Annotated in this window: 18 protein-coding genes; 10 read left to right on the top strand and 8 right to left on the bottom strand. The window is 71.2% G+C overall.

The window, feature by feature from the left end; genetic code table 11:
* Positions 1-5 precede the first annotated feature (5 nt).
* The 5 genes from AC5P1B_RS16960 to AC5P1B_RS16940 all read left to right on the top strand — a co-directional run bounded on the left by AC5P1B_RS16960 (position 6) and on the right by AC5P1B_RS16940 (position 7,284).
* Positions 6-1,517: an NAD(P)/FAD-dependent oxidoreductase gene (locus tag AC5P1B_RS16960; protein ID WP_493888017.1), complete on the top strand. Its 1,512-nt coding sequence runs from the start codon at positions 6-8 to the stop codon at positions 1,515-1,517.
* A gap of 40 nt (positions 1,518-1,557) precedes the next feature.
* Positions 1,558-4,164: a nitrite reductase large subunit NirB gene (gene nirB / locus AC5P1B_RS16955; RefSeq protein ID WP_493888220.1), complete on the top strand. Its 2,607-nt coding sequence runs from the start codon at positions 1,558-1,560 to the stop codon at positions 4,162-4,164.
* A complete protein-coding gene (gene nirD, locus AC5P1B_RS16950; RefSeq protein WP_493888016.1) occupies positions 4,164-4,550 on the top strand; it encodes a nitrite reductase small subunit NirD in 387 nt (128 codons plus the stop codon). The genes nirB and nirD overlap by 1 nt, the downstream gene beginning before the upstream one ends.
* A 258-nt stretch (positions 4,551-4,808) precedes the next feature.
* Entirely contained in the window at positions 4,809-5,747 is a 939-nt protein-coding gene (locus tag AC5P1B_RS16945; RefSeq protein WP_493888015.1) for an oxidoreductase, read from the top strand.
* A 376-nt stretch (positions 5,748-6,123) separates the two neighbouring features.
* Positions 6,124-7,284, top strand: coding sequence for a PhoX family protein (locus AC5P1B_RS16940; protein WP_493888014.1), 1,161 nt, complete (start codon positions 6,124-6,126; stop codon positions 7,282-7,284).
* Here the strand turns inward: AC5P1B_RS16940 and AC5P1B_RS16935 are convergent.
* From AC5P1B_RS16935 to AC5P1B_RS16920, 4 genes are all read right to left on the bottom strand, one after another.
* Positions 7,250-8,083 carry an ArsR/SmtB family transcription factor gene (locus tag AC5P1B_RS16935; protein WP_493888013.1) on the bottom strand — a complete coding sequence of 278 codons (834 nt, stop codon included), beginning with the start codon at positions 8,081-8,083 and terminating at the stop codon, positions 7,250-7,252. The two genes, AC5P1B_RS16940 and AC5P1B_RS16935, sit on opposite strands and share 35 nt — an antisense overlap.
* A gap of 717 nt (positions 8,084-8,800) precedes the next feature.
* Complete coding sequence (gene ppdK / locus AC5P1B_RS16930) at positions 8,801-11,536, bottom strand: pyruvate, phosphate dikinase (RefSeq protein WP_493888011.1); 2,736 nt, start codon at positions 11,534-11,536, stop codon at positions 8,801-8,803.
* 440 nt (positions 11,537-11,976) lie between these two features.
* A complete protein-coding gene (dusB, locus tag AC5P1B_RS16925; protein WP_493888010.1) occupies positions 11,977-13,242 on the bottom strand; it encodes a tRNA dihydrouridine synthase DusB in 1,266 nt (421 codons plus the stop codon).
* Between the two features lie 231 nt (positions 13,243-13,473).
* The gene (locus tag AC5P1B_RS16920) at positions 13,474-14,373 is read right to left on the bottom strand and encodes a helix-turn-helix transcriptional regulator (protein WP_493888008.1); all 900 of its coding nucleotides are present in this window, start codon (positions 14,371-14,373) and stop codon (positions 13,474-13,476) included.
* 53 nt (positions 14,374-14,426) lie between these two features.
* Here AC5P1B_RS16920 and AC5P1B_RS16915 point away from each other — a divergent pair, with 53 nt between their 5' ends.
* On the top strand, positions 14,427-15,959 hold the full coding sequence (locus AC5P1B_RS16915; protein WP_493888219.1) for an MFS transporter: 1,533 nt from the start codon (positions 14,427-14,429) through the stop codon (positions 15,957-15,959).
* A gap of 589 nt (positions 15,960-16,548) precedes the next feature.
* Here the strand turns inward: AC5P1B_RS16915 and AC5P1B_RS16910 are convergent.
* Complete coding sequence (locus AC5P1B_RS16910) at positions 16,549-17,931, bottom strand: glycine--tRNA ligase (protein ID WP_493888007.1); 1,383 nt, start codon at positions 17,929-17,931, stop codon at positions 16,549-16,551.
* A gap of 183 nt (positions 17,932-18,114) precedes the next feature.
* Here AC5P1B_RS16910 and AC5P1B_RS16905 point away from each other — a divergent pair, with 183 nt between their 5' ends.
* The 4 genes from AC5P1B_RS16905 (at position 18,115) to AC5P1B_RS16890 (ending at position 21,603) form a co-directional block, all read left to right on the top strand.
* The gene (locus AC5P1B_RS16905; RefSeq protein WP_493888006.1) at positions 18,115-19,101 is read left to right on the top strand and encodes a metal ABC transporter substrate-binding protein; all 987 of its coding nucleotides are present in this window, start codon (positions 18,115-18,117) and stop codon (positions 19,099-19,101) included.
* Positions 19,102-19,193: 92 nt separating this feature from the next.
* Positions 19,194-20,114: a metal ABC transporter ATP-binding protein gene (locus tag AC5P1B_RS16900; RefSeq protein WP_493888004.1), complete on the top strand. Its 921-nt coding sequence runs from the start codon at positions 19,194-19,196 to the stop codon at positions 20,112-20,114.
* A complete protein-coding gene (locus AC5P1B_RS16895; protein WP_493888003.1) occupies positions 20,114-21,007 on the top strand; it encodes a metal ABC transporter permease in 894 nt (297 codons plus the stop codon). Before AC5P1B_RS16900 ends, AC5P1B_RS16895 begins: the two co-directional genes overlap by 1 nt.
* Before the next feature lie 179 nt (positions 21,008-21,186).
* Positions 21,187-21,603, top strand: a complete 417-nt coding sequence (locus AC5P1B_RS16890) for a Fur family transcriptional regulator (RefSeq protein WP_493888002.1) — start codon at positions 21,187-21,189, stop codon at positions 21,601-21,603.
* Positions 21,604-21,727: 124 nt separating this feature from the next.
* Here the strand turns inward: AC5P1B_RS16890 and AC5P1B_RS16885 are convergent, their stop codons facing one another.
* The 3 genes from AC5P1B_RS16885 to AC5P1B_RS16875 form a co-directional block, all read right to left on the bottom strand.
* Positions 21,728-22,570 carry an isoprenyl transferase gene (locus AC5P1B_RS16885; protein ID WP_493888218.1) on the bottom strand — a complete coding sequence of 281 codons (843 nt, stop codon included), beginning with the start codon at positions 22,568-22,570 and terminating at the stop codon, positions 21,728-21,730.
* Positions 22,571-22,632: 62 nt separating this feature from the next.
* Positions 22,633-23,379 (bottom strand): DNA repair protein RecO, encoded by a 747-nt coding sequence (gene recO, locus AC5P1B_RS16880; RefSeq protein ID WP_493888001.1) that lies wholly within the window; start codon positions 23,377-23,379, stop codon positions 22,633-22,635.
* Positions 23,380-23,451: 72 nt separating this feature from the next.
* On the bottom strand, positions 23,452-24,390 hold the full coding sequence (locus AC5P1B_RS16875) for a serine/threonine dehydratase (protein ID WP_493888000.1): 939 nt from the start codon (positions 24,388-24,390) through the stop codon (positions 23,452-23,454).
* Between the last annotated feature and the right edge of the window lie 166 nt (positions 24,391-24,556).

The raw sequence follows: 24,556 nt of genomic DNA, 5'->3' as shown, positions 1-24,556 counted from the left end.
GAGGCATGAAGTCGCGAACGGAGCCACAGCGGGACCGTCGCCACCGGGTGGTGGTGATCGGCGGAGGCATGGCGGGCGCGCGGTTCGTCCAGCAGCTGACGGCCGCCGGGCCCGTCGCCCCGGCCTCCGCCGCCCCGGGGGCGGCGGACGGGTTCGCCGTCACCGTCATCGGTGAGGAGCCGTGCGCCCCGTACAACCGGGTGCTGCTCGCGGAGGTCCTCGCCGGACGGTACGCCCCCGAGGTCATCGAGCTTCCGGCGCCCGCCGCCGTCCGGCACCTGCGCGGGGTGCGCGCCGTACGCGTGGACCGTGGCCCGGCCGAGGTGGTGTGCGACGGCGGGCAGCGGGTGCCGTACGACACGCTGGTGCTGGCCACCGGCTCCAACCCGGTGCTGCCGCCGCTGCGCGGCCTGTTCCCGACGGCCGCCGCGCCCGGCACCGGCATCGGCGGGGCCCGCGAACTGCCCGACGGCGTGTGGGCCTTCCGCACCATGGACGACTGCCAGGGGCTCGCCGAGGCGGTACGCGCCCACGGCGGCGCCCCACGGGCCGTCGTCATCGGCGGCGGACTGCTCGGCGTCTCGGCGGCCCGCGCCCTGGCCCAGCTGGGGGCCCAGGTGGTGCTGACCCACCAGGGCGAGGATCTCATGGAGCGCCAGCTCGACACGGACTCGGCCGGGCTGCTCCGCCGCCACCTCGAACAGCTCGGCGTGGAGGTCCACACCCACTGCCGGGCGCGGGGGCTGCTGACCGGGCCTGACGGCGTGCGCGCCGTCACCCTCGCCGACGGCTTCGAGCTGACCGCCGAGCTGGTGGTGCTGGCCTGCGGGGTGCGCCCGCGCGTCGGCCTGGCCCGCGCGGCCGGGCTGCGGGTGGAGCGCGGCATCGTCGTCGACGACGCGCTGCGCACCGAGGACCCGCGGGTGTACGCGATCGGCGACTGCGCCGAGCACGACGGGGTGGTCTACGGGCTCGCCGGTCCCGCGCTGGAGCAGGCCGACCTGCTGGCGGCCCGGCTGCTGCGGCAGCGGCCAGCCCCCGCGCGGGGCGCGGCTCCCACCCCCAGCGCGACTCCCGCGCCCAGCGGCTCCGCCGTGCCCGCGCCCCGCGCGGAAGACGACCCCCGCACAGCGGAGGACGATCCCCGCACGGCCGACGACGCGGCGGCCGGACCCGCGACCGCCACCGGTGATGTGCCGCCCCGCTACACCGGCACCCGGGCGCTGACCCGGCTCACCCTGACCGACCTGGGGCCGCCGGGCTCCGACGGGGCCGGCGCCCTCGACCTGGCCGTCTTCGGCGAGACCTCGCCCGCGCCGGGTGACGACGTGGTGCGGCTCGCCGATGCCACGCGCGGCGCGTACCGCAAGGTCATCGTGCGCGGTGACCGGCTCGTCGGCGGCATCCTGCTCGGCGATCTCGGCGCCGTCGGCGCCCTCGCCCGTACCTGGGAGGGCGACGAGCCGCTGCCCTCCGCCCCCCTGCTCCACCTGCTCACCAACGATGGAGGCTGCTGAGATGCCCACCGAGACCCCGGAATCGTCAGAGGCGTCACGGATGCCGGAGATGGCTGACACGTCCCCGCCCACCATCGTCCTCGTCGGTCACGGCATGGTCGGCCAGCGCTTCCTCGAAGCCCTCGCCGACCAGGGCGTCACGCGTCGCGCGCGGGTCGTCGTGCTCTGCGAGGAGCCCCGCCCCGCCTACGACCGGGTGCAGCTGACCTCGTACTTCTCCGGGCGCGGCGCCGATGACCTCTCCCTCGTCGAGGACGGGTTCATGGCGCGGCACGGCATCGAGCTGCGTCTGGGCGACCCGGCGGTCGCCGTGGACCGCGCGGCGCGCACCGTCACCTCGCGCGCCGGGCTGACGTTCACGTACGACTCGCTCGTCCTCGCCACCGGTTCGTACCCCTTCGTACCGCCGGTGCCGGGGAAGGACGCCACGGGCTGCTTCGTCTACCGCACCATCGAGGACCTGCTGGCCATCGAGGAGTACGCGAAGAACGCCCGCGTCGGAGCGGTCGTCGGCGGCGGGCTGCTGGGGCTTGAGGCGGCGGGGGCGCTGAAGGGGCTCGGCCTGGACACGCACATCGTGGAGTTCGCGCCCCGGCTGATGCCGGTGCAGGTGGACGAGGGCGGTGGCGCCGCGCTGCTGCGCACCATCGAGGGCATGGGCCTGACGGTCCACACCGGGGTCGGCACACAGGAGGTCACCACCGGCGAGGACGGCGCGGTCGACGGCATGGCGCTGTCGGACGGTTCGGCGCTCGCGACCGACCTGGTCGTCTTCTCGGCGGGCGTACGCCCCCGGGACCAGCTCGCCAGGGACTGCGGCCTCGACGTCGGCGAGCGCGGCGGCATCGTGGTCGACGAGCGCTGCCGTACGTCCGACCCCGCCGTGTTCGCGATCGGCGAGTGCGCGCTGGCCGCCGACGGCCGGGTGTACGGGCTGGTCGCCCCCGGGTACGAGATGGCGCAGACGGTCGCGGGATGCCTCGCCGAGCCGGGCCAGGAGGGCGCGTTCACCGGGGCCGACCTGTCCACCAAGCTGAAGCTGCTCGGCGTGGACGTGGCGAGCTTCGGCGACGCGCACGGCGCCGCCGACGGCTGTCTCGACGTCGTCTACTCCGACTCCCGCTCGGGCATCTACAAGAAGCTGGTCGTCAGCCCGGACGGGGTGCTGCTCGGCGGTGTGCTGGTCGGTGACGCCGACGCGTACGGCACGCTGCGTCCGCTCACCGGCTCGGTGCCGCCCGTCGCGCCCGAGCAGCTGGTGATTCCCGCCGGTGCCGGGGCGCCCGCCGCGCTCGGCCCCTCCGCACTGCCCGACGAAGCGGTGATCTGCAACTGCCACGGCGTCACGAAGGGCAGCATCCGCGCCGCCGTCACCGACCACCAGTGCGCGACCGTCCCCGAGGTGAAGAAGTGCACCAAGGCGGGCACCGGCTGCGGCAGTTGCGTCAAGGCGCTCACCACACTCGTCAATGACGAGCTGGAGGCGTCCGGGGTCAGCGTGGACAAGGGGCTGTGCGGCTGCTTCGCGTACACCCGCTCCGAGCTGTACGAGGTCGTCCGCACGCTGCGTATCAGCAGCTACGCCGAACTCCTCGACAGCCACGGCCGCGAGGCCGCCCGCAGCGGGGAGGGCTGCGAGGTCTGCAAGCCGGCGATCGGCTCCATCATCGCCTCCCTCGCACCGACGCTGGGCGCCAGCGGCTACGTGCTCGACGGTGAGCAGGCGGCCCTCCAGGACACCAACGACCACTTCCTCGCCAACCTCCAGCGCAATGGCTCGTACTCGATCGTGCCGCGCATCCCCGGCGGCGAGATCACCCCGGAGAAGCTGATCGTCATCGGCGAGGTGGCGCGCGACTTCGGCCTCTACACGAAGATCACCGGTGGGCAGCGGATCGACATGTTCGGCGCCCGCGTCGACCAGCTGCCGCTGATCTGGTCGCGGCTGGTGGAGGCCGGGTTCGAGTCGGGGCACGCGTACGGGAAGTCGCTGCGCACCGTGAAGTCGTGCGTGGGGCAGACGTGGTGCCGCTACGGCGTGCAGGACTCGGTCCGGATGGCCATCGACCTGGAGCTGCGCTACCGGGGCCTGCGCTCGCCGCACAAGCTGAAGTCCGCCGTCTCCGGTTGCGCCCGCGAGTGCGCGGAGGCACGCGGCAAGGACTTCGGTGTCATCGCCACCTCCAACGGCTGGAACCTCTACGTCGGCGGCAACGGCGGCGCCGACCCCCGCCACGCCGACCTGCTCGCCCAGGACCTCGACGACGAGGGCCTGATCCAGCTCATCGACCGCTTCCTGATGTTCTACATCCGCACCGCCGACCGCCTGGAGCGCACCTCGGCCTGGCTGGAGCGGATCGACGGCGGGCTCGACCACGTACGGGACGTCGTCGTCCACGACTCACTCGGGATCTGTGCCGAACTGGAGTCGCTGATGGCCGAGCACGTCTCGCACTACCACGACGAGTGGGCGGCCACCCTGGAGGACCCGGAGCGGCTGCGCCGCTTCGTCTCCTTCGTCAACGCCCCCGACGCGCCCGACCCCTCGGTCCGCTTCGTCGCCGAACGCGACCAGGTCAAGCCCGACCTGCCGCTGCTGTCAGGACCGGCCATCCCCGTCCGCACGCTCGAAGGGAGCAACGCCTGATGTCCCTGGCACCCGAAACGACCGCTTCCCGCCCGCTCAGCCCGGCCGGGGAGGACTCCACCGCCCGCGTCGAGATCCGGCTTGAGCAGCGTTGGTACGCGCTGTGCGCGCTGGCCGACCTCATCCCGGGCCGGGGCGTCGCCGCGCTGCTCCCCGACGGCCACCAGGTCGCCGTCTTCCTGGACCGCGCGGGCCGGGCGTACGCGATCGGCAACCAGGACCCGTTCACCGGCGCCTACGTGCTCTCCCGGGGGCTGCTCGGCTCGGCCGAAGGCCGCCCTTTCGTGGCGTCACCGCTGCTCAAGCAGCGGTTCGACCTGACGACGGGGGCATGCCTTGACGACTCGTCGGTGAGCGTCCCCGCCTACACCGTCCGGACGCGGTGACCCGGCGCCGCCGCCCCGCACGGCCCGGCGACACGGACCGGCCGCATCCGTCAGGGGGACGGCCGGTCCGTGTCACGCGTGTCACCCGTCGCCTCTTCACCGCGCGCGCCCGCTGGCCTAACCTGGGCCCGACAGCGTTACCGGCGGGTACCGGATGGTGCGGTACGGCGCCGTGGCACGTGCGTCAGGGCACGTGCGCCGTGGCGGCTGGGCCATGGCACGCGGACAGCGGTGCGAATGCCGAGGAGTGCGATTCCGATGGGCTGGACCTCACGTGACATCCCCGACCAGACCGGTCGCACGGCCATCGTGACCGGCGCCAACAGCGGCATCGGGCTCGTCACCGCCCGGGAGCTGGCCCGCAAGGGCGCGTACACCGTGCTCGCCTGCCGGTCGGCCTCCCGCGCCCGGGAAGCCGAGGAGCGGATCAGGCGCGAGGTGCCCGGCGCGCAGGTGTCCACCGCGTCCCTCGACCTCGCCGACCTCGCGTCCGTACGGGACTTCGCGGACACCGTGCAGCTGTCCGGCGACCGGCTCGACCTGCTGGTGAACAACGCGGGCGTGATGGCACTGCCGCAGCGCCGCACCGCCGACGGGTTCGAGATGCAGATCGGCACCAACCACCTCGGCCACTTCGCCCTGACCGGGCTGCTGCTGCCGAAACTGCTCGCGGCGGGGCGCGGCGCCCGGGTGGTGAGCGTCTCCAGCGGTCTGCACTTCGCGGGCAACGTCGATGTGACCGACCTCAACATGGACCGCCGCTACCGGCGCTGGGTCGCCTACGCCCGCTCCAAGAGCGCGAACCTGCTGTTCATCCACGAGCTGGCCCGCCGGCTGCGGGCGGCCGGCTCCGAGGTCGTCGCTGCCGCCGCCCAGCCCGGCTACGCCTCGACCAACCTCCAGACCCGGGGCGCGAAGATGGAGAACCGCCGGATCGCCGAGCGGGTGGTGCAGCTGGGCAACAGCGTCGTGGCGCAGAGCGCCGAGAACGGCGCGCTGCCCACCTTGTACGCGGCGACGGCGCCGGGTGTACGCCCTGACGAGTTCATCGGGCCCCGCCTCCAGCTGTGGCGCGGCGCCCCCACCCGCTCCTGGCGGGCGAAGTGGACCCTCAGCGACCCGGCGGGCGAACGCCTGTGGGAGGCGTCGTCCCGGCTGACCGGGGTGACCTACGAGGCACTGGAGGGCCAGGGCTAGGCGAAGCAGCCCTGGCCCAGCGCAGAGGCGCGCCCCACCAGGGGCGCGGGGAACCGCGCGACCAACCACAACGCACCCGCAGCCCGCGACGCACGGACAGCGGCTCCCCCTCCCTGGCATGACCCGCCGGACACGGCCTACGCCCCGGCGCGGGCCCGCGCCCGGCCGACACCCGGCGCACCCGGCGCACGGTGGCGCACGCACCGCCCACCGCCCGTCACCGGTTGTTGCTGTACTGTCAATTTGCCGCCTATAGTCTCCGCGCGCTGAAGGCATCCCCGGACGTACCGCCCCGGCCAGACAGCCAGGGCGCCGGGGGTGTCAGACCGGTGGGCCACCCGGTCCGTCGGCCTTCACCGAACCCGTGGAGTGGCTCGTGGAACGACGTACTTTCCTACGCGGCGCGATCATCGGCACCTCAGCAGCGACCTTCGGCGGCACCCTCATGCGCGGAGCCGCCTACGCCGCCCCGGCGCAGCCGGGCCCCGGCCCGTACGGCGCGCTCGGCCCGGCCAACGGCAACGGCATCCAACTGCCGCAGGGCTTCACCAGCCGCGTCATAGCCCGTTCCGGGCAGCAGGTCTCCGGCACCTCCTACACCTGGCACAACGCTCCCGACGGCGGCGCCTGTTTCGCCGAGAGTGGGGGAGGCTGGATCTACGTCTCCAACTCGGAGATCAACCCCGGTGGTGGCGCCGGCGCCGTGAAGTTCGACGCGGCGGGCACCATCACCGGAGCGCACCGCGTGCTCTCGGGCACCCGGCAGAACTGCGCGGGCGGCAAGACCCCGTGGAACACCTGGCTCTCCTGCGAGGAGGTGAGCCTCGGCTACGTCTACGAGACCGACCCGTGGGGCGTGAACGCCGCCACCCGCCGCGACGCGATGGGCCGCTTCAAGCACGAGGCGGCCGCCGCCGACCCGGTGCGCAAGGTGGTCTACCTGACCGAGGACGAGTCCAACGGCTGCCTCTACCGCTTCGTTCCGGCCATCTGGGGCGACCTGTCCTCCGGCACCCTCCAGGTACTCAAGGCGGGCAGCGGCACGTCCGGCTCGTTCACCTGGGCCACGGTGCCCGACCCGGACGGCTCCCCGACCGCGACCCGGGACCAGGTCTCGGGCGCCAAGAGGTTCAGCGGCGGGGAGGGCTGCCACTACGCGAACGACACCGTCTGGTTCACCACCAAGGGGGACAACCGCGTGTGGCGGCTGAATCTGGCCACGAGCACCTACGAACTGGCCTACGACGACTCGCTGGTGAGCGGCAGCGCCCCGCTGACCGGCGTGGACAACGTGACGGGCACCGCCTCCGGCGATCTCTACATCGCCGAGGACGGCGGCACCATGGAGATCTGTCTGATCACCCCGGATGACGTGGTGGCACCGTTCCTGCGGATAGGCGGCCAGTCCGGCTCGGAGATCACCGGCCCGGCCTTCTCGCCCGACGGGAAGCGGCTGTACTTCTCCAGCCAGCGCGGCACGTCGGGCAGTTCCTCGGGCGGCATCACGTATGAGGTGACGGGCCCGTTCCGCTCGTAACCACCGACGGACGGTCCGCTGGGGTGCCGCCGCCGCGCAGCAAGGCGGCCCCCAGCGGGGTCAGCGTGTGCAGCACGGCGCTGCCCTGGCGCAGCGTCACGAGCAGTCCGGCGTCGCGCAGCACGGTGGCGTGCTGGCTGGCCGAGGCGAGCGATACGCCGACGCGGCGGGCGAGTTCGCTGGTGGTGCATCCGGCGCCTATGCCCTGGAGCACGGCGGAACGTGTGGAGCCGACGAGCTTGACGAGCGAGCGCGCGGGGGCGATGAGCGCGGAGCCCGGCGCGTGGTTCAGCGGGTAGACCAGCACCGGCGTGAGCGCCGGGTTGTGGAAGGTGACCGGGGTGCGGCGGCAGAAGAACGACGGCAGCAGCAACAGCCCCCGCCCCTCCAGGTAGAGATCCCTGTCGACCGGGTAGTCCACTTCGAGCACCGGCGCGCGCCAGCGCATCGTCGGGGGCAGCGAGGCCAGCAGCCCGTCCACGCCGCCGTCGAGCAGGGCCCGGCCGCGCGCGGCCCTGTCGGCCTCCACGCGGGCGTGCAGATGCGACCAGTACGGGGCGACGGCGGCCCGGTGGTAGTCCCGCAGCGTGTCCACGAGCCGGGCCAGCGCCCGGTCCTCGCCCTCCCCCTCGGCCATCGGCCTCATCCACGCCGGGAGCGCGCGCCCGGCGGGCAGCCGGAGGAGCTCCGCGCGCAGCCGTGCGGCCGGCGTGGCCCGTACGGCCTCCATCGCCTCCTCGACACCGAGCACCCCTTCGGGTGGCGTCAGGAAGTCGGGGAAATAGCCGCGTTGGGGCACCAGAGGCGCAAGTAACCGGGTCTCTGAATTGAGTCGGGCACGCGTTTGTGAACGCCATTCACCGAAGACCAGCTCCGCCTGTTTCTCTCGCAATCGGTGGAAACTTAAAACGGTTTCCCAGAGCGCGTCTGGTCGCACGGCCATCCTCAGCCGCGCGAGATCTACGCCCGTGAAATGGACGCGCAGCACCAAACCCCCACATGTGGCATCCGTAGTTCCCCCCGATCCCTGAGTATGCATGCCAACACGTGCAGTTACCACGCCCTTTTGGCCACAGTTGAAACGGGTCGCGCGCCAACATGTCCAAGAGGAATGCTGTGCAGCGGGAAAAGGCAGGGGCATTTTCCCGGTGGGTGCTCAGTCCGGATAGCTCGTTCCCGTGGGGGGTAGCGAGTGCCCGTACGGCTACTGAGCATCTGTTGCCGCCGCTTCTGGCAGGCGGCAACGGCTCCCGTGGGGGGAGTTATAGGGGGCGGCGCCCCGCACAGGCGCCGCCCCCTTTCGTACGCCGGAACCGCTCCCCCGCCGCCGGTCGCCGTCGGCGAGGGGACCTCTGCCGGAACTGAGGGTCGGGGTGTCCCGGCCGAGATCCCCACCCGGGGCGAGGAAGCGGCTCCGGTGGTCTCTGGGTGGTCTCTCTCGTGTCACGCGCCGCCCGTGCGGCGCCGGCGGGCCGGGCCAGGGGCCCAGACCGTCCGGCACCCGCGGGCCGCTACGTCAGCGGCTGTCGCTGCCGCGGCTCTCCGCCGCCGCCCGGCCCGCCTCAAGGCGCGCCACCGGAATCCGGAACGGCGAGCAGGAGACGTAGTCGAGCCCCACCTCGTGGAAGAAGTGGACCGAGTCCGGGTCGCCGCCGTGCTCACCGCAGACGCCGAGCTTGAGGTCGGGCCGCGTGGCGCGCCCGGCCTCGGCGGCGGAGCGCACGAGCGCGCCCACGCCGTCCCGGTCGATCGTCTCGAAGGGGCTGACGCCGAAGATGCCCTTCTCCAGGTACGCGGTGAAGAAGCTCGCCTCCACGTCGTCGCGGGAGAAGCCCCACACCGTCTGGGTGAGGTCGTTGGTGCCGAACGAGAAGAAGTCGGCGGATTCCGCGATCTGACCGGCGGTGAGGGCGGCGCGCGGCAGCTCGATCATCGTGCCGAGGGTGAGCTTCAGGCTGACGCCACGGGCCTGCTCGACCTCGGCGATGACCCGCTCGGCTTCCTCGCGGACGATCTCCAGCTCCTGGACGGTGCCCACGAGCGGGATCATGATCTCCGCGCGCGGGTCGCCCTTGGCGTCCTTGCGGTCGGCGGCGGCCTCGGCGATGGCCCGTACCTGCATCGCGAACAGGCCGGGGATGACCAGGCCGAGGCGCACGCCGCGCAGGCCCAGCATCGGGTTCTGCTCGTGCAGCTTGTGCACGGCCTGGAGCAGCCGCAGGTCGTTCTCGTTGGCGTCCTTGCGGGACTCGGCGAGCGCGACGCGTACGGACAGCTCGGTGATGTCGGGCAGGAACTCGTGGAGCGGCGGGTCCAGCAGCCGCACCGTCACCGGCAGCCCGTCCATCGCCTCGAACAGTTCCACGAAGTCGCTCTTCTGGAGCGGCATCAGGGCGCCGAGGGCGGCGTCCCTGTCGTCGTCGGTGTCGGCGAGGATCAGCCGCTCGACCAGCTCGCGGCGCTCACCGAGGAACATGTGCTCGGTGCGGCACAGGCCGATGCCCTGCGCGCCGAAGCGGCGGGCGCGTGCGGCGTCCTCGGCGTTGTCCGCGTTGGCCCGTACGCGCAGCCTGCGCACCCGGTCCGCGTACGCCATGACCCGGTGCACGGCCTTGACCAGCTCGTCGGCGTCGTCGGCGCCCGCGTGCATGCGGCCCTCGAAGTACTCGACGACCGGCGAGGGGACGACCGGCACCTCACCGAGGTAGACCTTGCCGGACGAGCCGTCGATGGAGACGACGTCGCCCTCCTCGACCACGGTGCCGTCCTTCGTCGTCAGGCACCGGCGCTTGGTGTCGACCTCAAGCTCCTCGGCACCGCAGACGCAGGTCTTGCCCATGCCGCGCGCGACGACGGCGGCGTGCGAGGTCTTGCCGCCGCGCGAGGTCAGGATGCCCTCGGCCGCGATCATGCCGTTGAGGTCGTCCGGATTGGTCTCCCGGCGGATCAGGATGACCTTCTCGCCGGAGCGGGACCACTTGACGGCGGTGTACGAGTCGAAGACGGCCTTGCCGACGGCGGCGCCGGGCGAGGCGGCGATGCCGCGACCGATCTTCTCCGCGGCGGCGCTCTCGTCGAAGCGGGGGAACATCAGCTGCGCGAGCTGCGCGCCGTTGACCCGCTGCAGGGCCTCGGCCTCGTCGATCAGGCCCTGGTCCACGAGCTGGGTGGCGATCCGGAAGGCGGCACCGGCGGTGCGCTTGCCGACCCGGGTCTGGAGCATCCACAGCTTGCCGCGCTCGATGGTGAACTCGATGTCGCAGAGGTCCTTGTAGTGCGTCTCCAGCGTCTCCATGATCTGCATCAGCTGGTCGTACGACGCCTTGTCGATGCCCTCAAGGTCGGCGAGCGGCACCGTGTTGCGGATACCGGCCACGACGTCCTCGCCCTGCGCGTCCTGGAGGTAGTCGCCGTAGACACCCTGGTGGCCGCTGGCGGGGTCGCGGGTGAAGGCGACGCCGGTGCCGGAGTCGGGGCCGAGGTTGCCGAAGACCATCGAGCAGACGTTGACGGCGGTGCCCAGGTCGCCGGGGATGCGCTCCTGGCGGCGGTAGAGCTTGGCGCGGTCGGTGTTCCACGAGTCGAAGACGGCCCGGACAGCGAGGTCCATCTGCTCGCGCGGGTCCTGCGGGAAGTCGCGGCCGGTGTGCTTGGCCACGATGCCCTTGAACTCGTCCACGAGGTTCTTCAGGTCGGCCGCGTCGAGATCGACATCGACGCGTACGCCCTTGGCCTGCTTGGCGTTCTCCAGCGCCTCTTCGAACAGCTCACCGTCGACGTCGAGCACGGTCTTGCCGAACATCTGGATCAGGCGCCGGTAGGAGTCCCACGCGAACCGCTCGCTGCCCGACTGCTCGGCGAGCCCGGCGACCGAGGCGTCGGAGAGCCCGATGTTGAGGACGGTGTCCATCATCCCGGGCATCGAGAACTTGGCACCCGAGCGCACCGAGACCAGGAGGGGATCGTCCGCCTGGCCGAGCTTCTTGCCCATCTTCGCTTCGAGGGCGTCGAGGTGCGCGCTCACCTCTTCGCGCAGCGCGGGTGGCTCGTCGCCGCTGTCCAGGTAGACCTTGCACGCCTCGGTGGTGATGGTGAACCCCGGCGGGACGGGCAGTCCGAGATTGGTCATCTCGGCGAGGTTGGCGCCCTTCCCGCCCAGCAGATCCTTGAGGTCCCTGTTGCCCTCGGTGAAGTCGTAGACGAACTTCTGTGACCCAGGCTGGGATACGTGGGGATCGTTGTTTTCCGACACGGTTCTCAACACCTCGCTGAGGTACCCCCGGACAATGTCCAGGGGAGGCTGCCCTGACGGCGGGGAGCGTACCCAGATCGAAGGCGCATGGGTACGTCCACTCCGCCGTCATTCGGACGTAACTCACCGGCCGCCACGAGATCGAAAGTGATCCAGGCCACGAGACCTGTGATCCATAGAGAAACCACACCCCTTCGCCATGACCACACTTCCTGACAACATCGCGCCCGTAATGCCCGATTGTGACTACGGATGGCGAGGATGCGCATGCGGAGCGCGGCCATGCGTTGACATGTCGAACGAACAAGGAGTGGCACTGAGTGCCACGCATTGGAGAGGTGTGCCCGCTCAGACGGCACATCGGATCATCAAATGAGCGTGCTCATATGAGCAAACTAGCGATCAGGCGTGGCGAGAATCACGCCCGCCCTGCGGCGAAATCACCCGCCTGAGGTGTCCAGCTCGGCTTCCGCGCCGACGGCCGCGCGGTCGTAGGGGTCATCGAGCCACCCCTCCGGAAGAACCACCCTGTTTCGGCCAGAGGTCCGGCCGCGCGGACCGTCCGCACCCACCGGCCAGGGCTGGTCAAGGTCCAGTTCGCTCATCAGAGCGCCCAGTTCGCCCAGGGATGAGGCGATAGCGAGCCGCTTGCGCATCTCCGAGCCGACAGAGAAGCCCTTGGTGTACCAGGCGACGTGCTTACGGAAGTCGATAACGCCCCGCTGCTCGTCAGCCAGCCACTCCGCCAGCAGCTCCGCGTGCCGCAGCATGACCCTGGAGACATCCCTGAGCGTGGGCGCGGCATACCCGGCCTGGCCCCCGCCGGAGACCCAGGCGCGCTCGGAGGGCACGCCCTGTCCGCCCGGGTACGCGCTCCCGGCCCCGTCGGAGGCGGCCGGCTGCCGTACGGCGCCCTCCCGCATGGCACCGGGTGTCGCCGTCTGCTCGAAGGCGGCCACCAGATCGGCGAACAGCCAGGGCCGTCCCAGGCAGCCACGGCCCACCACGACCCCGTCGCAGCCCGTCTTCCGCATCATCCGCAGCGCGTCGTCCGCCGACCAGATGTCGCCGTTGCCCAGCACCGGGATCTCCGGCACCGCTTCCTTCAGCCGGGCGATGGCCGACCAGTCGGCCTCGCCCCCGTAGTGCTGCGCCGCCGTGCGCCCGTGCAGCGCGATGGCCCGTACGCCCTCCTCCACCGCGATCCGCCCGGCGTCGAGATACGTCAGATGGTCGTCGTCGATGCCCTTGCGCATCTTCATCGTCACCGGCAGGTCACCAGCTCCGGCGACCGCCTCCCGCAGGATCGAGCGCAGCAGGTTGCGCTTGTACGGGAGAGCCGACCCGCCGCCCTTGCGGGTCACCTTCGGCACCGGGCAGCCGAAGTTCAGGTCGATGTGGTCGGCCAGGTCCTCTTCGACGATCATGCGGACCGCCTTGCCGACGGTGACCGGGTCCACCCCGTACAGCTGGATGGAGCGCGGCTTCTCGCTGCCGTCGAAGTGGATCAGCCGCATGGTCTTGGCGTCCCGCTCGACCAGTGCCCGGGTGGTGATCATCTCGCTGACGAACAGCCCCTTGCCGCCGGAGAACTCCCGGCACAGGGTGCGGAACGGCGCGTTGGTGATGCCCGCCATCGGGGCGAGGATCACCGGCGGCCGCACCGCGTGCGTGCCGATGTACAGCGGCCTGGGGTCACCGGTCATGGAGGTCGCGTCCTTCGGAATTCGCGGGTGGGGCAGACCTCTCATTGTCCCCCATCGGCGCCACGCCCCGGTGTGGCCTCCATGACAGCGGACGCCGCAGACGGTCTACGGGGGCGTACGGCCGCCGTACGGCCGCGCGGCCCGGCCGGTCAGGCGGTCGACCGGACAGTTGATCAGGGGCGGCCGGCCAGGCAGTCGGCCGGCCAGGCAGTTGATCAGGCGGTCGGCCGGTCAGGCCATGGCCGGTGCCCCGGAGGCCGCGCCGGACGTCAGCGCGCCGGAGACCACGAGCTCCTGGAGCCGCTCCAGGCGCTCGGCGGTCTCCGCGTCCGCCGGTACGTAGGTGATCATGCGCGGGCCCTGGCGCGGGCCCAGCCACATGGTCGTGAAGTTGAGGTGCAGCAGCCCGACGTGGGCGTTACGGAACCTCTTGGTCCGGTCCCCCGCCCGCATCACCTCGTGCCGCTCCCAGATCTCCCGGAACTCGGGCGAAGCCTGCTGGAGCCGCTTGAGCAGGTGCTTCCACGCGGGCTCTGCGATGTGCTCGGCCATGGATGAACGGAACTTGCCCGCCATCGAGCGGATCACCTCCTCCCGGTCCACCAGCGCCGCCGCCCAGTCGGGGTTGGTGAAGGCCAGCCACATGCAGTTGCGGTCGGCCTGCGGCAGCGCGTCGAGGTCGCCGAACAGGTGCCCGTACGTCCTGTTGTACGCGCTCAGGTCGTAGCGGCTGTTCTGCACGGTGGCCGGAAACGGCTCAAGCCGTCGCAGCATCTGCCGGATCGGCTCGGAGATGCTGGGGCACTCCCTGCCAGGCGACGGGTCGGCCACCCCGGCCAGGGTGAACAGATGAGCGCGCTCGTTGGGGTCGAGGAGCAGCGCTCCGGCGATAGCGTCGAGCACCTGCGCCGAGACCTGGATGTCGCGGGCCTGTTCCAGCCACGTGTACCAGGTGACACCGACCGCCGAGAGCTGCGCCACCTCCTCGCGGCGCAGGCCCGGGGTGCGGCGGCGGTTGCCACGCGGCAGTCCGACCTGCTCGGGGGTGATCCGCTCGCGACGGCTGCGCAGGAAACCGGCCAGCTCATCGCGCCGCACGCCGGCTTCCACACTGTGTGCCGTGATCGTCATGCCCCCAGGGTGCGGCATCGCGGAGCCTGTTGCCAGGTACTGCTGGTACCAGGATAAAGAGACTCTGGTACCAGTCTCCAAGTACGACGAATGTCGTACCTGTGAGTCAGACCCGTGTGCGAACCATCGTCCCCCCATCCCCGATCACCCCTGCCGCCGGTGCGTCCGGCACGGCGGGGAAGAGGGCGCCATCCGGCGCCGCCGCCTCGCTGCTCGGCGGGCTCGGCCTGTTCACCGTCCTGCTCGGTGCCGCCCTGCCGCTGATCGACTTCTTCATCGTCAACGTCGCCCTGTCCACGATGGAGCACGACCTGGACGCCAGCCCGGCCGTGCTGGAACTGGTCGTGGCCGGATACGGCGTCGCGTACGCCGTACTGCTCGTGCTCGGCGGGCGTCTCGGCGACATGTTCGGCCGCCGCAAGCTGTTCCTGGCCGGGATGGCGGCCTTCGGGCTGACGTCGCTGGCCTGCGGGCTCGCGCCGGACGCCTGGTCGCTGGTCGCGGCCCGGGTGGCGCAGGGCGCCGCCTCCGCGCTGATGCTGCCGCAGGTGCTCGCCACCATCCACTCCTCGACCACCGGACAGCGGCGGGCCCGCGCCGTCAGCCTGTACGGGGCGACGGCGGGCCTGTCCATGGTCGCCGGGCAGATCCTCGGCGGCGTGCTCGTCGCCGCCGACATCGCGGGCACCGGCTGGCGCGCGGTGTTCCTGGTCAACGTGCCGGTGGTGCTGATCGGCCTGGTGCTGGCGTTCCGTTCGGTGCCCGAGACCCGTTCGGACCGCCCTGCCACCATCGACGTGTCCGGCACCCTGCTGCTGGCCGTCTCGCTGGTCACCCTGCTGCTGCCGCTGACCGAGGGCCGGGCGGCGGGCTGGCCGCTGTGGACCTGGCTCTCGCTCGGCACCTTCCCCTTCGCCGCGGCCGCTTTCTACCTGGTGGAGCGCCGGGCCGAGCGGGCGGGGAAGACGCCGCTGGTGCCGCCGAGCCTGTTCGCGCTGCCGGGGCTGAGCCGGGGTCTCGTGCTGCTCGTGCCGTTCTCCGTCGGCTTCGGCGGCTTCATGTTCGTCATCGCCGTGGCGCTCCAGCAGGGGCTGGGCTACGGGCCGATCGCCGCCGGGATGGCCCTGGTGCCGATGGCTGCGGCGTTCTTCGCGATCTCGCTGGCCGGGCCGCGCCTGATCCGCCGGTACGGCAGCCGGGTGGTGACCGCCGGAGGCGTCATCCAGGGGCTCGGCGTCGTGCTGTTCACCCTGACCGTGCTGCGCGGCTGGCCCGACCTCAGCGTGCTTGAGCTGGCGCCGAGCGTCGCGCTGGCGGGGGTCGGGCAGGCCATGCAGCTGCCGGTGCTGTTCCGGATCGTGCTGGCCGACGTGCCCGGCGAGCGGGCCGGGGTCGGCAGCGGCGTGATGATCACGACCCAGCAGTCGGCGCTGGCGCTGGGCGTGGCGACGCTCGGCACGCTGTTCCTGTCGCGCGCCGCGTCGGTGGGCATGCGGGACGCGCTCGTCACCACGCTGCTGGTGCAGCTCGCCGGGATCGCGGTGACGGTGCTGCTCAGCCTGCGGCTGCCGCGCACGGTGCGGTGAGACGCCCTGGCGGGGCGCGCGGGCACCAGCACGCGGACACCGGCGCACAGGCACCAGCGCACGGACACCGGCGCGCGCACGGCGGCCGCCCCCCGCACGCCTACGTCCGCACACCGCGCTGGCGCGCCGACCCGCCGACGCGCCGCCCCGCCAGCCCGCCCGAAAAGCGAAGGAGCGCCGGGCGGACTCGCGTGCTGAGTCCGCCCGGCGCTCCATGCCACGCATACACCCCGGCGGAGCGCACCAGCCCCGGTCCAGGTCCAGCGACGCAGGAGTGTGCCCCATCAGGGGCGCGGGGAACTGCGCGACCAGCCACAACACACCCGCACCCCGCGATGCACGCACAGGGACTCCCTCAGCACGCGCTCCGCCGGACGACGGCCTGGCCCCACTCCTGGCGAACCATGCCCGACAGCAGGCCGCGCACGGGCCGCCCAGCCCCCAGGCCCAGAAGAACCAGCCCTGCCCCAGCGGCACACGGGTGCCCCATCAGGGGCGCGGGGAACTGGGCGACCAGCCACAACACACCCGCACCCCGCGGACACACGCACAGGGGCCGCCCCCAGCACGCCGCTCCGCCGGACGGCGCCTAGCAGCCGAGCAGTCGGCTCCCCAGGTACGCCTGGATCTGGTCCAGGGACACCCGCTCCTGCGCCATCGTGTCGCGCGAGCGCACCGTCACCGCGTTGTCGTCGAGCGTGTCGAAGTCGACCGTGACGCAGAACGGCGTACCGATCTCGTCCTGGCGGCGGTAACGCCGCCCGATCGCACCGGCGTCGTCGAACTCGATGTTCCAGTTCTTCCGCAGGTCGGTCGCCAGCCCCTTCGCCTTCGGCGACAGCTGCGGGTTGCGCGACAGCGGCAGCACGGCGACCTTGACCGGCGCGAGGCGCGGGTCGAGCCGCATCACGGTGCGCTTCTCCAGCTTGCCCTTGGCGTTGGGCGCCTCGTCCTCGATGTACGCGTCGAGCATGAAGGCGAGCATGGCGCGGTTGACACCGGCCGCGGGCTCGATGACGTACGGGGTCCAGCGCTCGCCCGCCTCCTGGTCGAAGTACGACAGGTCCTGGCCGGACGCCTTGGAGTGCGCCTTGAGGTCGAAGTCGGTGCGGTTGGCCACGCCTTCGAGCTCGGAGAACTCGGTGCCGCCGAAGTTGAAGCGGTACTCGATGTCGGTGGTGCGCTTGGAGTAGTGCGACAGCTTCTCAGCCGGGTGGTCGAACCAGCGGATGTTCTCCTCGCGGAGACCGAGGTCCAGGTACCAGTTCCAGCGCTGCTCCATCCAGTACTCGTGCCACTGCTCGTCCTCGCCCGGCTTGACGAAGAACTCCATCTCCATCTGCTCGAACTCGCGGGTCCGGAAGATGAAGTTGCCCGGCGTGATCTCGTTACGGAAGGACTTGCCGAGCTGCGCGATGCCGAACGGCGGCTTCTTGCGCGAGGTCTGCTGCACGGAGGCGAAGTTGGTGAAGATGCCCTGCGCGGTCTCGGGGCGCAGGTACGCGAGCGAGCCCGCGTCCTGCGTGGGGCCGAGGTGCGTGGAGAGCAGACCCGAGAACAGCTTGGGCTCGGTGAAGGTGCCCTTGTTGCCGCAGTGCGGGCAGTTCAGGTCGGCGAGGCCATTGGCCGGAAGGTGGCCGTGCTTCGCCTCGTACGCCTCTTCCAGGTGGTCGACGCGGAAGCGCTTGTGACAGGAGGTGCACTCGGTCAGCGGGTCCGTGAAGGTGGCGACGTGACCGGACGCCTCCCAGACCTCGCGAGCGAGGATCACGGACGAGTCGAGACCGACGACGTCGTCGCGCGAGGTGACCATCGAGCGCCACCACTGGCGCTTGATGTTCTCCTTCAGCTCCACGCCGAGCGGTCCGTAGTCCCAAGCGGCCCGCTGGCCGCCGTAAATCTCGCTGCACGGATAGACAAAGCCACGGCGCTTGCTCAGGCTGACGATGGTGTCGATCTTGTCGGCGGCCACGGTGCTCTCTTCATTACGACGACGAAGCGGTCAGTGCGGGGGTCCGCCGGTACTCGCCCGCGCGCCCCAGCGAATGACCCAGATTACCGGCGGCGACACCCCTGGGATCAAATCGGTTCTGATATGACAGCCTTCAACCAGCCTAGTTGACAATCGTTTCCACTTTAGTTGAAAATGAGTGTCATGAACGTACGACGACGCCTGATACCCGCCGCTGCCATCGCCGGAGCGACCGCCATCACCCTGGCCACGCTCTCCGCCTGCTCCGGCGGCCCCGGCGGCGGCAGCAAGGACGGAAAACCGCAGGTCGTAGCGTCGTTCTATCCCATGGAGTACCTCGCCAAGCAGATCGGCGGCGAGCACGTCCACGTCAGCGGCCTCACCAAGCCCGGCGTAGAGCCGCACGATCTGGAGCTCAAGCCGCGCCAGGTCGCCGAACTGAGTGAAGCCGACCTCATTGTGTACCTGAAGGGCCTCCAGCCCGCCGTGGACGAGGCCGTCAAGCAGTCCGGCGTGGACAACACCGCCGAAGCCACGTCCCTGACCTCCCTCGAAGACCACGGCTCCGGCGGCGACGGCCACGACCACGGCGGCGCGGAAGAGCACGGGCACGAAGAAGAAGAGCACGGCCACGACGAGGCCGAGTCGGGCACCGACCCGCACATCTGGCTCGACCCCGTGAAGTACGCCGAGGTCGCGAAGGGCGTGAACAAGGCACTCGCGAAGGCGGACCCCGACCACAAGGCCGACTTCCAGAAGAACACCGACGTGCTGGTCAAGAAGCTGACCGCGCTGGACACGGAGTTCAAGAGCGGCCTGAAGAGCCGTACCACGGACACCTTCATCACCACCCACACGGCGTTCGGTTACCTCGCCGAGCGGTACGGTCTGGATCAAGAGGGCATCACCGGCCTCTCCCCCGAGGCCGAGGCGAGCCCGTCCCGGATCAAGGACATCCAGGAGATCGCGAAGAAGGAGAAGGCCACCACCGTCTTCTTCGAGACCCTCGGCAGCAACAAGGCCGCGAAGACCGTCTCGGCGGACACCGGCCTGAAGACCGACGTCCTGGACCCGATCGAGGGCATCAACGACAAGTCCAAGGGCGATGACTACCTCGCGGTCATGCGAGCGAACCTCAGCGCCCTACAGAAGGCACTCGGCGCCAAGTAACACGCGGGGCAGCGCGCCGAGTTGACGCGCGGGATCAACCGGCGCCCACCGTACGGGGCGGGCGGCGGGCAGCACGAGTACCGGAGGCAGGCATGGCGAGCAAGCGAAGCGAAGGGCCCGCCGACGTCATACGCGACGAGGCCGAGGGCGGGGCCAAGGACGGGGCAGCGGCCATGGCTGAGCAGGGCGACCCGCTCATAGCCGGCCCGGCGACCGGGGCCTCGGCGGCGAGTGCGCCGCACCCCCCCGGCGAGCCGGTCATCACCGTCCGCGGGGCGACCGCCTCGCTCGGCTCCCGGCCCGTGCTGCGCGGCGTGGACCTCACCGTGCGGCGCGGCGAGGTCGTCGCGCTGCTCGGCGCCAACGGCTCGGGCAAGTCCACAGCCGTTCGCGCCATCGTCGGCCAGGTCCCGCTCACCGGCGGCGAGCTGACGCTGTTCGGCACGCCCCGGCGCCGCTTCCGGCAGTGGGCGCGCGTCGGCTACGTGCCGCAGCGCACCACCGCGGCCAGCGGCGTCCCCGCGACCGTGCGCGAGGTGGTCTCCTCCGGCCGCCTCGCCCACACCCGGCTGGGCTGGCCCCGCAAGGCCGACAGGGCCGCCGTGGACCGCGCCCTGGACCTCGTGGGGATGGCCGACCGCGCCAAGGGCTCGGTCAACGCGCTGTCCGGCGGCCAGCACCAGCGGGTGCTGATCGCCCGCGCCCTGGCGGGCGAACCCGAATTGCTGATCATGGACGAGCCGATGGCCGGGGTGGACCTGGCCAGCCAGGAAGTGCTCGCCGAGGCCCTGCGCCAGCAGGTCGCCGCAGGCACCACGGTGCTCCTCGTCCTCCACGAGCTCGGGCCGCTTGAGCCCCTGATCGACCGGGCCGTGGTGCTGCGCGACGGCTGCGTGGTCCACGACGGGCCGCCGCCGAAGGCCGTCGGGCAGCACGCGCTGCCGGGCCACGACCACGTACACCCGCACGCCGCGCCTCACGCGGAACCGATCAGGACGGGACTGCTGACCTGATGGAAATGCTCGATTACGCCTTCATGCAGCGGGCGCTGCTCGCCGCCGTCCTCGTCGGGATCACCGCCCCCGCCGTGGGCATCTACCTCGTCCAGCGCCGCCAGGCGATCATGGGCGACGGCATCGGGCACGTCGCCCTGACCGGCGTCGCGCTCGGCTTCCTCACCGGCACGAACCCGGTGTGGACCGCCGTCGGCGTCGCCTCGCTCGGCGCCGTACTGATGGAGCTGATCCGCTGGTACGGCAAGGCGCGCGGCGATCTCGCGCTGGCGATGCTGTTCTACGGCGGCATGGCGGGTGGCGTCCTGCTGATCAACATGTCCGACACCGGCTCCAACGCCAACCTCACCTCGTACCTCTTCGGCTCCATCACGACGGTCTCCGAAGAGGACGTACACACCATCTGCGTGCTGGCCGCCTTCGTGATCGCGATCACACTGGGGCTGCGGCGGCAGCTGTTCGCGGTCTGCCAGGACGAGGAGTTCGCCCGCGTCACCGGCCTCCCGGTGCGGCTGCTGAACCTGCTCCTCGCGGTCACCGCGGCCGTGACCGTCACCGTGGCCATGCGCGTGGTCGGCCTGCTGCTGGTCAGCGCGCTGATGGTGGTCCCCGTCGCCGCCGCCCAGCAGGCCACCCGCAGCTTCGCGATGACGCTGGCGATGTCGGTCGTCATCGGACTGCTGGTGACCTTGTCGGGGACGACGTACTCCTACTACGAGGACGTGCCGCCGGGCGCGAGCATCGTCGTCCTGGCCATCGGGGTGTTCGCCGTGATCACCGTGCTGGCCGCGCCACTGAGCCGAAGGAGAGCCCGGCTGGCCGCGGTGGCCGAGGAGCAGTGCGCGCTGGAGATCCCCGCCAGCCGCGGCCCAGCCGACGACGTCCGGGTCTGACGACGTCCGGGTCTGAGGTCTCGCGGGACCTGTTTCCGGACCTCTTCCCGGACTGATGGTCGACCGGGTCTGATGTAAGGGGCGAGAAGGCGCCTTAGTGCCCACAGCACCACCTGGCACACTGGCACAATGTGCCGCCAGATGTGCGGACAGGCGAGCAGGCGATTGAGGAGGCAACTGTGGTGACCGCTGGTCCCCCAGTACGCGGCCGGTCCACCAGGCAGCGCGCCGCGGTGGCGGCGGCTCTTGACGAGGTGGAGGAGTTCAGGAGCGCGCAGGAACTCCACGACATGCTCAAGCACCGTGGCGATTCAGTCGGCCTGACGACGGTGTACCGCACGCTTCAGTCCCTCGCCGACGCGGGCGAGGTCGATGTCCTGCGCACGGACGAGGGCGAGTCCGTGTACCGCCGGTGCAGCACCGACGACCACCATCACCATCTGGTGTGCCGCTCCTGCGGCAAGGCGGTCGAGGTCGAGGGCCCGGCCGTGGAGAAGTGGGCCGATTCGATCGCCGCGGAGCACGGCTTCGTCGACGTGGCCCACACGATCGAGATCTTCGGCACCTGCGGCGACTGCGCGGCGGCCCGCGCCTGAACCCCGGCCTTCCCGCGTCCGCGAGCGCCGGGCGGGCTGGATCTCCAGTCCGCCCGGCGCTCGCCGTCTCGGTCCCGGACCGGGATCAGGACCGGGACCGGGCGGCCACCGCGCGGGCGAGCGCCTACCGCGCGTCGCCGCCCTCAGGGGAAACCGGCTCAGCAGGGGAAACCGGCTCGGCCGCGCCGAACCGCCGGTCCCGCTGGGCGAATTCCAGACACGCGCGCCACAGATCACGGCGATCGAAATCCGGCCACAGAACGTCCTGGAACACCATCTCGGCGTACGCGCTCTGCCAGATCAGGTAATTCGATGTCCGCTGCTCGCCGGACGGTCGCACGAAAAGATCCACATCCGGCATGTCCGGGTAGTACAGGTACTTCGCCAGTGTCTTCTCGTTGACCTTCGACGGGTCCAGCCGCCCCGCCTTGACGTCCACGGCCATCGCCGCCGCCGCGTCCGCGATCTCCGCCCGACCGCCGTAGTTGACGCAGAAGTACAGCGTCATGGCGTCGTTGTCCTTGGTCTGCTCCTGTGCGACCTGGAGTTCCTGGACGACCGACTTCCACAACTTCGGCATCCGGCCCGTCCACCGGATACGGATGCCCAGCTCGTCCATCTCGTCCCGGCGGCGGCGGATGACATCGCGGTTGAAGTTCATCAGGAAGCGCACCTCATCGGGCGAGCGCTTCCAGTTCTCGGTGGAGAAGGCGTACAGCGAAAGGTTCTTGACGCCCATCTCCAGGCAGCCCTTGAGCACGTCGAGGACGACGCCCTCACCGACCTTGTGCCCCTCGGTGCGCGGCAGCCCGCGCTCCTTCGCCCACCGGCCGTTGCCGTCCATGACGACCGCCACATGCTTGGGCACCAGCTCGCCGGGGATCTTCGGCGGCCGCGCGCCGGACGGGTGCGGGTCCGGAACCCGGTACTCGCGTCGGGAACGGCCCATAAATCCGCGTCGTGCCATGCGTGCCACGTCTCCAAATCTCGCTTAGCCGAGTGTCAGCCGTCCGGGCTGAGCCGGTTTCGTCACTTCTCCACGTACCGGAGCGAGCGCAGCCCTCGCTCCAGGTGCCAGTGCAGATACGCCGCCACGAGCCCGCTGCCCTCCCGGACATGGCGCGCCTCACAGGCGTCCGCCGTCGCCCAGTCCCCCGTCAGCAGCGCGCCCAGCAGCACCAGTGACTCCGAGGAGGGTACGACGCTCCCGGGGACCCGGCACTCCGCGCAGACCACCCCGCCCGCCCCCATCGAGAAGAACCGGTTGGGCCCTGGCATCCCGCACTTCGCGCAGTCCCCGAAGCTCGGCGCGTAACCGTTGACGGCCAGCGACCGCAGCAGGAAGGCGTCGAGGACCAGCCGCGCCTCATGCTCCCCCGCGGCGAGCGTCCGCAGCCCCCCGACCAGCAGCAGATACTGCTGCACGGAGGGCTCACCCTCATGATCGGTGAACCGCTCGGCGGTCTCCAGCATGGCCGTCCCGGCGGTGTACCGGTCGTAGTCGGTGACGATGGAACTGCCGTACGGAGCGATCGTCTCGCTCTGCGTACACAGCGGCAGCCCCCGGCCGATCAGCTCACTCCCGCGCGCGAAGAACTGCACATCGACATGCGAGAACGGCTCCAGCCGCGCCCCGAACTTCGACTTCGTCCGCCGCACCCCCCGGGCCACGGCCCGCACCCGGCCGTGCCCTCGGGTGAGCAGCGTGATGATCCGGTCCGCCTCACCCAGCTTCTGGGTGCGCAGCACAATGCCGTCGTCGCGGAACAGACTCATGGCTCCATTGTCCCGTACGCGCGGCGGCCACCGACCCGGGGTTCCCGGCCTCCGGCCGAGGGCCGCCGGGGGTCACGAGGTCACAAGATCGGACGGATCGGTGTTCGCGCCGCACAGCACGGCGCAGACCCTCTCACCGGGCGCCGCCGTGTAGGCCCCTGAACGCAGGGCGGCGAACGCGGCGGCGGCCGAGTGCTCGACGACGATCCTGCGCTCCTCCCACAGCGCGCGCCGCGCGGCGATGATCGCTTCGTCACTCACGAGGAGGGCACGGTTGCCACCGCGCCGCGCCCAGTGCAGCGCGGCGCCGGTGACCAGCCGCGCGCCCAGCGCGTCGGAGGCGACCGATTCCACGCCCACCTCCACGGCCTCTCCCGCCTCGACCGCGGCGTGCAGCGTCGGGCAGCCGACCGGCTCGACGGCGGTCACCCGTACCCCATGCTCGTACGCGGCCGCCGCCACGCCGGCGAACAGCCCCCCGCCACCACAAGCGACGATCACGGTGTCCACCTCGGGCACGACCTGATGGATCTCCTCCAGCAGCGTCCCCGCCCCGGCGGCGACCAACGGCAGGTCGTACGCGTGCGAGAGCAGCGCCCCCGTCTCAGCGGCGTACACCCGGGACGCGGCCAGCGCCTCGTCATACTCGACCCCGACAAGCCGCGTGTCCGCGCCCAGCGCCCGAATCCGGTCCACCTTCACGGCCGGCGCGGTCGTCGGCGTGAACACGGTGGCCGGAACGCCGTACTGAGCGGCCGCCCAGGCGCAGGCAAGCCCGGCGTTCCCCCCGGAGGCGATCACAACCCCGGACTCGGGCATCGTGCCCGCCTCCACATGCGCGGCGACGAAGTTGGCCGCACCCCGCGCCTTGAAACTCCCGGTGTGCTGCATGTACTCCAGCGCGAGCCACCGACTGTCACCGACCTGCGCCACGGTCACCGGCCGGATGAGCCCGGCGACGCGGTCGACGGCGGTCTTGACGTCGTCGTACGACAGCTGGGTGGCCGTCATCGGCGGCCCGGCCGGTCGAAGGTGCCGGACTTGGCCGCCGCGATGGCCGCGGGGCGGGCGGGTCCCGGGCAGGCGTTTTCGGGGACTTCCCACGCGGAGGAAAAAACCTGCCACGTTGTTTCAGACATCGATGCGGACAGCGTTGCGGACATCTCCTGCGCCTTCG

This window comes from Streptomyces sp. A01, assembly GCF_059026195.1.
The sequence above is the reverse complement of the archived record's forward strand: the minus strand, read 5'-3'. Positions and strand labels throughout refer to the sequence as shown.